This is a genomic window from Rhizobacter sp., assembly GCA_021153565.1.
GTDB lineage: Bacteria > Pseudomonadota > Gammaproteobacteria > Burkholderiales > Burkholderiaceae_C > Albitalea.
In genome coordinates, this window is sequence record JAJKJU010000221.1 from 1 (window position 1) to 9,784 (window position 9,784).

At 63.4% G+C, this 9,784-nt stretch carries 7 protein-coding genes and 1 pseudogene; all 8 read left to right on the top strand.

Going from position 1 to position 9,784, the window contains the following annotated elements; translation table 11 throughout:
- Positions 1 to 189, top strand: a pseudogene (locus AC30NL_RS13815) (hypothetical protein); the annotation flags it as partial.
- Between the two features lie 77 nt (positions 190 to 266).
- A complete protein-coding gene (gene apbC / locus AC30NL_RS13820; RefSeq protein ID WP_489464574.1) occupies positions 267 to 1,643 on the top strand; it encodes an iron-sulfur cluster carrier protein ApbC in 1,377 nt (458 codons plus the stop codon).
- Positions 1,644 to 1,802: 159 nt separating this feature from the next.
- Positions 1,803 to 2,282: a DUF3305 domain-containing protein gene (locus AC30NL_RS13825; RefSeq protein ID WP_489464575.1), complete on the top strand. Its 480-nt coding sequence runs from the start codon at positions 1,803 to 1,805 to the stop codon at positions 2,280 to 2,282.
- Positions 2,283 to 2,449: 167 nt separating this feature from the next.
- Positions 2,450 to 3,121, top strand: a complete 672-nt coding sequence (locus AC30NL_RS13830) for a DUF3306 domain-containing protein (RefSeq protein ID WP_489464580.1) — start codon at positions 2,450 to 2,452, stop codon at positions 3,119 to 3,121.
- On the top strand, positions 3,045 to 5,165 hold the full coding sequence (locus tag AC30NL_RS13835) for a 4Fe-4S binding protein (RefSeq protein WP_489464576.1): 2,121 nt from the start codon (positions 3,045 to 3,047) through the stop codon (positions 5,163 to 5,165). The genes AC30NL_RS13830 and AC30NL_RS13835 overlap by 77 nt, the downstream gene beginning before the upstream one ends.
- Positions 5,162 to 5,797 carry a TorD/DmsD family molecular chaperone gene (locus AC30NL_RS13840; protein WP_489464577.1) on the top strand — a complete coding sequence of 212 codons (636 nt, stop codon included), beginning with the start codon at positions 5,162 to 5,164 and terminating at the stop codon, positions 5,795 to 5,797. Before AC30NL_RS13835 ends, AC30NL_RS13840 begins: the two co-directional genes overlap by 4 nt.
- Before the next feature lie 259 nt (positions 5,798 to 6,056).
- Entirely contained in the window at positions 6,057 to 6,320 is a 264-nt protein-coding gene (locus AC30NL_RS13845) for a hypothetical protein (protein ID WP_489464578.1), read from the top strand.
- A gap of 295 nt (positions 6,321 to 6,615) precedes the next feature.
- Positions 6,616 to 9,573, top strand: a complete 2,958-nt coding sequence (locus AC30NL_RS13850) for a formate dehydrogenase subunit alpha (RefSeq protein ID WP_489464579.1) — start codon at positions 6,616 to 6,618, stop codon at positions 9,571 to 9,573.
- Positions 9,574 to 9,784 lie beyond the last annotated feature (211 nt).

Genomic DNA, 9,784 nt, shown 5'->3' on the forward strand with positions numbered 1-9,784 from the left:
AACGTGCTCGTGGCCGGCACCAGCGATGCCGAGCACCCCACCGCCGTGATGGTCGTGCCACCGGCCAAGGTGCGCCCCATCGACCCGGCCCAGGACTGGTTTCGCGCCCGCGGCGAGAACAACGCTTTCCTGCCGTGGTGGGGCTTGCGCCATGACGCACGGCCAGGATCTCAAGGCTATTCGCAGTGAAGCTGGACGAATCTGACACTGGAGACAGGCGATGCGCGGCGTCATCCGATTGAACGACCCCACCAGCCAGCGGCCGTGTGACGGGTGCGGCCCCCGGGAGCAAGGTCATGGGCGTGGCCGTGGCACGCCGGGGCGACTCATGCAGTTGCCCGCACCGTGGTCACAAGGGCTGCGTGATCGCCGAAGGCGACCCCAAGATGCTGATCGACGGCATGCCGGCGGCCTTCGACGGCCACAAGCCCAGTTGCGGCGCGACGCTGATCTCGACCATGCCGACCAGTGGGTGCAGCCAGGCTCGACAGAACCGAGAATGCCGTGCTGCGCTAGACTGGTTTGATCACCTCCCACGAATGCTGCAGTCCATGCCTGTTACCGAATCCGCGCTGCTCGATGCGCTCAAGACCATCAACGATCCCAACACCGGGCTCGACTTCGTCTCGACCAGGCAGTTGAAAAACCTGCGCATCGACGGCGGCGACGTGGGCTTCGACATCGAGCTTGGTTACCCGGCCAAAAGCCAGGTCGCCGGATTGCGCAAGAACCTGATCGCCGCGGCGCGTGGCGTGGCCGGTGTCGAGAACGTCAGCGTCAACCTCGCGACGAAGGTCATCCCCCATGCCGTTCAGCGCGGCGTGCAGTTGCTGCCCAAGGTCAAGAACATCGTCGCCGTGGCTTCGGGAAAGGGCGGGGTAGGCAAGAGCACCACCGCCGTGAACCTCGCGCTGGCGCTGGCCGCGGAAGGCGCGACGGTGGGCATTCTGGATGCCGACATCTACGGCCCCAGCCAGCCCATGATGATGGGCATCGAAGGCCGGCCCGAATCCGAAGATGGCAAAACCATGGAGCCCATGGAGAACTACGGCGTGCAGGTCATGTCCATCGGGTTCCTGGTCGATGCCGACAACCCCATGGTCTGGCGCGGCCCGATGGCGACGCAGGCGCTGGAACAGCTGTTGCGGCAGACCAATTGGGGCGACCTCGACTACCTCATCGTCGACATGCCGCCCGGCACTGGTGATATCCAGCTCACCTTGTCGCAGCGTGTGCCGCTGACGGGCGCGGTGATCGTGACCACGCCGCAGGACATCGCCCTGCTCGACGCCAAGAAGGGCATCAAGATGTTCGAGAAGGTGGGCGTGCCCATTCTCGGCATCGTCGAGAACATGGCGGTGCACGTGTGCGAGAAATGCGGCCATGTGGAGCACATCTTTGGCGAAGAGGGCGGCAAGAGGCTCGCGGCTCAGTACGAGATGGACTACCTGGGCGCTCTGCCGCTGAACCTCAGTATCCGCGTGCAGGCCGACGGTGGTCGGCCGACCGTGGTGAGTGATCCCGATGGGGAAATTGCCGGGCTGTACAAGGACGTCGCCCGCCGCGTCGCGGTAAAGATTGCGCAGCGCGCGAAAGACTTTTCCGCCAAGTTCCCGACTATCAGCATCTCGAAGAACACGTAGGAATGATGGTCGCCACGTCGCTTCGCTCCTGCCCCCCAAGGGGGCGTTCAGCCGCCTTGAGGCGGCTCGGCGGAGGCTGCATGTTTGCCCCCACGTCGCTTCGCTCCTGCCCCCCAAGGGGGCGCTCAGCCGCCTTGAGGCGGCTCGGCGGAGGCTGATGTGCCAAATCGCCCCTCCGTGAAGGTGGCGGTGGTGATGGAGCGTGAAGCCCAGCCCAACCGTTGGGAAGACTGGCGTTTCTCGGTGGCAGACGTGCTGGTGGACGAGGGCGGGTTGGGCGGGTCACGCGTGTTGCGCGACGACGGGAAGCGGCGGCAATTGCTTTACCCAGGTTTCGAACTCGAACTGTTCATGGATGAGGGCGAGGGCTACTACCTCAACCTCAGTTCGGGTGCGCCGGTGTGGTTCGTGATGTGGCGGGTCGATGACGAAGACCCGTCGCTGGCGGTGCCTCAGGCGGTGAGCTTGTCTTACAACGAGGCGGGGCGCTGGCTGGATGCGCAGGAGCGGGTGGACAACACGCCCTTGTCGGCGGATGTGCGGGCATGGTTGCAGGCTTATGCGGACGAGAACTATCGGCCGGAACCCAAGAAGCGCAAGCGGCCGGCCTCGTTCTTGCCGCCAGATCAGAGAGGCTGAGAGTATGTCGATCATGCCCGCTCATCACGCCAAAAGCCCCCTGCTCGTCGTTGCAAATGCTCGCCATAGCCCAAGCTATGGCTGCGCTTTGCGTCTAGATCAGGCGCCTTTTGACGTGCTGCTCGGACACGCTCGAAATACTCTCAGCCTCAGAGGCTGTGAAACAGATGAGTGACGAGGGGTTTTTGTCGCGGTGGGCTCGGCGCAAGGCTGAGGTGAAGAAGAATAGGGCGGCTGAAGACCGCCCCCACCTTCCCTCGCCAAGCTCAGTGCCGGCCGTGCCCGTCTCGCAAGAGGATGGTGAGCAGCTCGCCGACGGACAGGTCGTCGAATCCGCACCTTCCCTCGCCCCTCTGGGGAGAGGGATCGAGGGTGAGGGGCAGGCGCAAGCCCGATCTCCCCAACAGGCTCCACCTCTCACCCTCGCCGACGTCGACCGCCTGACCCTCAGCTCCGACTACACCCCTTTCCTCGCCCGCCACGTCGAGGAATCCGTCAAGCGCGCCGCGCTCAAGAAGCTCTTCACCGACCCCCGTTTCAATTTGATGGACGGCTTGGACACCTACATCGACGACTATTCCAAGCCCGACCCCATCCCCGAATCGATGCTGCGCCGGATGGCGCAGTCGAAATTCCTCGGACTCTTCGACGACGAAGAGAAAAATGATGGCAAAGACTGCGCAGACCCCAAGGCATCTCCCGATGGCGACGCCGCGCCCGTGGTGACACAGTCGACGCAAGATCACCCGGCAGTACCCTCCGATGAAGACCCTCATCTGCGACTGCAACAAGACGATGCCGCTGGACCCGGTGGCACTGGCGAAGTCCCTCCCGCCTGACGCGGCCGACGGACTGCAGACGCTGCACACCACGCTTTGCCGCCGCGAGGCCGGGGCATTCCAGCGCGCGGCCAAGAGCGGTGACGACCTGGTTATCGCCTGCACGCAGGAAAGCCGCCTCTTTCTCCAACTGAACGAGCAGACCGAGGGCGCACCGTCGACGCAGGAGCGGCCAATTCGCTTCGTCAATATCCGTGAAACCGGGGGCTGGTCGAAGGACGCCAATCTCGCCACGCCCAAGATGGCGGCCTTGCTCGCGATGGCGCAACTGCCCGAGCCGGAGCCCGTCTCGACGGTGAGCTATCGGTCGGGTGGCCGCGTGCTGGTCATCGGAACGGTGGATCGCGCGGTGCGTGCCGCAACGATGCTGGGCGATTCCCTCGATGTGAGTCTGCTGCTGACATCGCCCGGCGGAACGCTGCCGCAAGAGCGGAGCATGCCCGTCTACGCCGGCAACGTCGAATCGATCACCGGCTGGCTCGGCCGGTTCGAGGTGAGCTGGACGAGCGCCAACCCCATCGACCTCGACCTTTGCACACGCTGCAACGCCTGCATTGGCGTCTGCCCCGAAAACGCCATCGACTTCAGCTACCAGATCGACCTGGCAAAGTGCAAAGACCATGGCGACTGCGTGCGCGTGTGCGAGGCAGCAGGGGCGATCGACTTCACGCGAGCACCGCAGCCGGCAGCCGAGAGTTTCGACCTTGTTCTTGACCTGCAGGATGCGCCAACCATCACGCTGCACCAGCCGCCGCAAGGTTATCTGCGTGCCGACGACGACGCGTCCCTGTTCGACGCGGTACTGCAACTGCGCAACCTCGTCGGTGAATTCGAGAAGCCCAAGTTCTTTCACTACAAGCAGAAGATCTGCGCGCACAGCCGCAACGAGCGCGTCGGTTGCAAGGCTTGCATCGACATCTGTTCGGCACAGGCGATCCGCAGCGATGTGAAGGGCACGAACGGCATCGTTGTCGAGCCCCACCTGTGCGTGGGTTGCGGGGCATGCACGACGGTGTGCCCGAGCGGGGCATTGAGCTATGCAACGCCGAGTGCGAATGAGCAGGGCCAGCGCATCCGCACGCTGCTGTCGACCTATCAACGTGCCGGCGGCAAGGATGCCGTCGTGCTGCTGCACAGCCAGGAGCGCGGCGCACAACTCATCGGCGATCTTGGCCGACTCGCCCGTACCGACGACTCGATCAAAGGCGTGCCGGCGCGGGTGCTGCCGCTGGCGCTGTGGCATAGCGCATCCGTGGGCATCGACCTGTGGCTGTCGGCGATCGCATTTGGCGCATCGCAAGTGTGGGTGCTGACGAGCCATGAAGAAGCCCCCGACTATTGCCGCGCGCTTGCGCAGCAAATGGAGGTGGCGCAGGCCATCCTCACTGGTCTTGGATACGCCGGAGAACATCTGCGCCTCCTCGACGTTCGAGATGCCCGCTCACTGGACGTGGCCTTGCGCGCGGCGCCCGCGCGAACCGTCACGCAGGCAGCAAGCTTCAGCGTTCAGGCCGACAAGCGCGCAACGCTCGACCTCGCGATTGACCACTTGCTACGCCAAGCGCCAACCGTGCCCGAGGCGATCGAACTTTCAAGCCCCGCAAGTCCCTTCGGCAGCATCATCGTCGACACAGACAAATGCACGATGTGCTTGAGCTGCGTGGGTGCTTGCCCCGAAGCCGCGCTGGCGGACAACCCCGACAAACCTCAGCTTCGGTTCATCGAGAAAAACTGCGTGCAGTGCGGTCTTTGCGAAACCACCTGTCCTGAAAACGCAATCAGCTTGCAGCCGCGCCTGTGGCTCGCGGACGATGGCAAATCCCGCAAGCAGCCGCGCGTGTTGAACGAAGTCGAGCCATACCGCTGCATCCGCTGTGGAAAGCCCTTCGGCACGCTCAAAGCCATCCAAGCCATTGTGGGCAGGTTGGCTGGGCACGCGATGTTCCAGGGGGCCGCGGCTGAGCGGCTCAAGATGTGCAGCGACTGCCGCATCATCGACATGCACACGCGAAGCGACGAGGTGCAAATCACGGACTATCCATGAACGAGACCATCACTGCGCTTCCTTTGCGACTTTCGACTCAAGACGACAGCGACGAATTCGCCCGGGCCGAGGTGTACGGACTGCTCGCGCAACTGTTTTATTCCGCGCCCGACGCGGCACTGTATTCACGGCTTCAAGTCGCGCCGACTGCCGCGCCCGCGCCCGGAGGATTTCTCGAATCGAGCTGGATGGAGGTGGTTGCCGCATCGCGGCGCCGCACTCAAGCTGAAACCGCGCAGGAGTACGACGCGATGTTCGCCGGCATCGGCAAGCCCGACATCTTTCTCTACGGTTCGCATCACATCGCCGGGTCCTTGAACGAGAAGCCGCTGGTGGCCCTGCGAGACAGCCTGAGGGTGCTGGGGCTCGCGCGGACAGAGGCCATGACGGAGACCGAAGATCATTTCGCCTATCTCTGCGAGGTGATGCGCTACCTCATCGCAGGTGGCGATGTGGGTGTGAGCAACCTTGCCTCGCAGCAGCGTTTCTTCAATGCGCATGTGCGCCCGTGGGCGGGCGCGATGCTGGAGCAGGTGGCGGCGCATCCCGCGGCGGATTTCTACCGGGCGATTGCAGTTTTTGCGCGGGACTTTCTTTCGGTGGAGGGGCAGGGCTTCGACATGCTCGATTGAGAGGCTGAGAGTATTTCGAGCGTGTCCGAGCAGCACGTCAAAAGGCGCAAAGCGCAGCCATCGCTCGTGCTATGGCGAGCATTTGCAACGACGAGCAGGGGGTCTTTGGCGTGATGAGCGGGCATGATCGAAAAACTCTCAGCCTCTGGGTAGGGCACACCCTGATGACCGCTTGACCTGCATCGTGCATAACAACATGGAGTTGTCCCCGTTGGGGTGCGACGCATTGTCGTGGGTAGGGAAACCTCCGGAGCAGATCATGAAGTTCGTCGCTTTCGGCAGCAGGCCTTCAATGACGCCTGTCGTTTCTTCCGACAAGCCTGCGGAATCCAGCATCACCACGCGACGCGACCTGCTGCTGGGCGCCGGAGCCGTCGGCGCTGCGGTCATCGCGGCCAAGACCTTGCCCTCCGCCCCTGCGCAAGTCGCCGACGCCACGAAGGTCAAATCGGCCGCCGGCGAATCCGACGGCTACCAGGAGACGCAGCACGTGCTGCGCTACTACGAGACCACCCGAGTCTGATGACATGTGGACCCCCGCGTGTCTTCGCTCCTGCCCCCCGTGGGGGAGTTCAGAGGCTGAGAGGTTTTTCTTCGCGCGCACTCAAACCCGGCGCCTGGAAGCCCCATGGTGCTCTTGTATTGGCTCCTCTCCCTCTGGGGAGAGGTTGGGTGAGGGGCTGCGGTGATGGCAACCCATGGCTTTATTCGCCGCCCGCGGCCCTCACCCCAGCCCTCTCCCAGAGGGAGCGAAGACCTAAGGGGTGCCCTCAGGACGCCGGTTGATTCGGGCTGATCGCTCAGATCGAGGAGACACCATGCTGCTCACGCGCAAATCGACCGATGCGGGTGGTACTGCCTCGGCCTCCTCTCTCGTTTCCAGCCTCTCCCGAGGCTTGTCGCGCGCCATCCCGACCATGGACCGTCGCGCCTTTCTACGCCGCTCCGGCCTGGGCGTTGGCGCCGGTCTTGCTGCATCGCAACTGACGCTGGTGTGCAAGGCCGAAGCGGCCGATGCGTCCGCGCACGACAAGGCTCGCAAGGTCGAGGTCAAGCGCACCGTCTGCGGCCACTGCTCGGTGGGATGCGCGGTCGACGCTGTCGTCGAAAACGGCGTGTGGGTGCGACAAGAACCCGTGTTCGATTCCCCCATTAACCTGGGCGCCCACTGCGCCAAGGGCGCTGCCCTGCGAGAGCACGGCCGTGGCGAATTCCGTCTGAAGTACCCGATGAAGCTTGTGGACGGCAAGTACGTCCGCATGAGCTGGGACCGCGCGCTGGATGAGATCAGCGCCAAGATGCTCGAACTCAAGAAGCAAAGCGGCCCCGACTCGGTCTTCATCGTCGGTTCGTCCAAGCACAGCAACGAGCAGGCCTATCTGCTGCGCAAGTGGGTCAGCCTCTGGGGCAGCAACAACTGCGACCACCAGGCACGCATCTGCCACTCCACCACGGTCGCCGGCGTCGCCAACACCTGGGGGTATGGCGCGATGACCAACTCCTACAACGACATGCAGAACAGCAAGGCGGCGATGTACATCGGCTCGAACGCAGCCGAAGCGCATCCAGTGTCGATGCTGCACATGCTGCATGCGAAGGAAACGGGCACGAAGATGATCGTGGTCGACCCGCGCTTCACCCGCACCGCGGCCAAGGCCGACGAGTACGTGCGCATCCGCTCGGGCACCGACATCGCGTTCCTGTTCGGCATGCTCCACCACATCTTCAAGAACGGGTGGGAAGACAAGAAATTCATTGCCGACCGCGTCTATGGCATGGACAAGGTGCGTGACGAGGTGCTCGCCAAGTGGACGCCCGACAAGGTGCAGGAGGTCTGCGGCGTCGATGAAGCCACCGTCTACAAGATCGCGAAGATCATGGCCGACAACCGGCCGAGCACGGTGGTGTGGTGCATGGGCCAGACCCAGCACACCATCGGCAATGCGATCGTGCGAGCCTCGTGCATCTTGCAGCTGGCGCTGGGCAACATCGGCGTGAGCGGCGGCGGCGCCAACATCTTCCGCGGTCACGACAACGTGCAGGGGGCCACCGATGTGGGTCCCAACCCTGATTCCCTGCCCGGCTACTACGGGCTCGCCGAAGGCGCGTGGAAGCACTATGCCAAGGTCTGGGACGTGGACTTCGAGTGGATCAAGAAGCAGTTCGCGCCCGGCATGATGACCAAATCGGGCATGACGGTGTCGCGCTGGATCGACGGTGTGCTCGAAAAGAACGACTTGATCGACCAGGAGAGCAACCTGCGCGGCCTTTTCTTCTGGGGCCACGCACCCAACTCGCAAACCCGCGGGCTGGAGATGAAGAAGGCGATGGACAAGCTCGACCTGCTTGTCGTGATCGATCCCTACCCGTCGGCAACCGCCGCGATGGCTGCGATGCCGGGCAAGCCAGAAGACCTGAACGCGAACCGCGCGGTGTATTTGCTGCCGGCCTGCACTCAGTTCGAGACCAGCGGTACATGCACCGCGTCGAACCGCTCGCTGCAATGGCGCGAGAAGGTGATCGAGCCGCTCTTCGAATCGCGCACCGATCAAATGATCATGTACCAGTTGGCGCAGAAGATCGGCTTCGATCAGCAGCTGGTCAAGACCCTGAAACTGGTGCCGGGCAAGGGCGGAATGATGGAACCCGAACCCGAGTCCATGCTGCGCGAAATCAACCGCAGCAACTGGACCATCGGCTATACCGGCCAGAGCCCGGAGCGGCTGAAGGCGCACATGCGCAACATGAACGTTTTCGACGTGAAGACGCTGCGTGCCAAGGGCGGCATCGACAAGGAAACAGGCTACAAGCTCGACGGCGACTACTTCGGCCTGCCCTGGCCCTGCTACGGCACGCCCGAGATCAAGCACCCGGGGTCGCCCAACCTCTACGACACCAGCAAGCACGTGATGGAAGGCGGCGGCAACTTCCGCGCGAACTTCGGCGTGGAGCGCGAGGGCATCAGCCTGCTCGCCGAAGACGGATCGGCATCGAAGGGGTCGGAGATCACGACCGGGTATCCCGAGTTCGACCACATCTTCTTGAAGAAGCTCGGCTGGTGGGACGACCTGACGGACGCCGAAAAGAAGGCCGCCGAGGGCAAGAACTGGAAGACCGATCTGTCCGGCGGCATCCAGCGCGTGGCCTTGAAGCACGGTTGCCACCCCTTCGGCAATGCGAAGGCGAGGGCGGTGGTGTGGAACTTCCCCGATCCGATTCCGCTGCACCGCGAGCCCTTGTATTCGCCTCGCGCCGACCTTGTCGAAAAGTACCCGACGCACGACGACAAGAAGGTCTTCTGGCGCCTGCCCACGCTCTACAAGAGCGTGCAGCAGAAGAACAAGGACATCGGCAAGACCTTCCCGCTGGTGATGACTTCGGGACGCCTGGTCGAGTTCGAAGGCGGCGGGGAGGAGACGCGCTCGAACCCATGGCTGGCCGAATTGCAGCAGGACATGTTCGTCGAGATCAATCCCTTGGCCGCCAACGACCGCAACATCCGCGACGGAGAGATGGTGTGGGTGAAGACGCCGACGGGGGCCCGGATCAACGTGAAGGCGATGGTCACCGAGCGTGTCGACAAAGACACGGTGTTCATGCCCTTCCACTACTCCGGACGCTGGCAGGGCGTGGACCTGAAGCCGTATTACCCCGAAGGTGCGGCGCCGGTCATCCGCGGTGAAGCGGTCAATACCGCGACGACCTACGGCTATGACAGCGTGACGATGATGCAAGAGACGAAGACCACGCTTTGCCAGATTGAAAAGACTGCGTGAGGAGAGTTCGACATGTGCTGCCCGACTCTGTCTCCGACCCCGTTCGCACTGAGGTATCGAAGTGCACGCACGGCGCAGAGGCTTAGATACCACCCCTTTCAAGGTCTTGTATTGGCTCCTCTCCCCTCTGGGGAGAGGTTGGGTGAGGGGCTGCGGTGATGGCAACCCATGGCTTTATTCACCGCCCACGGCCCTCACCCCCGCCCTCTCC

Bases quoted from the DNA above. Each gene is read 5' to 3' on its own strand.
- AC30NL_RS13830 (WP_489464580.1), top strand. From the start codon at position 2,450: ATGAGTGACGAGGGGTTTTTGTCGCGGTGGGCTCGGCGCAAGGCTGAG.
- AC30NL_RS13835 (WP_489464576.1), top strand. From the start codon at position 3,045: ATGAAGACCCTCATCTGCGACTGCAACAAGACGATGCCGCTGGACCCG.
- AC30NL_RS13840 (WP_489464577.1), top strand. From the start codon at position 5,162: ATGAACGAGACCATCACTGCGCTTCCTTTGCGACTTTCGACTCAAGAC.
- AC30NL_RS13845 (WP_489464578.1), top strand. From the start codon at position 6,057: ATGAAGTTCGTCGCTTTCGGCAGCAGGCCTTCAATGACGCCTGTCGTT.
- AC30NL_RS13850 (WP_489464579.1), top strand. From the start codon at position 6,616: ATGCTGCTCACGCGCAAATCGACCGATGCGGGTGGTACTGCCTCGGCC.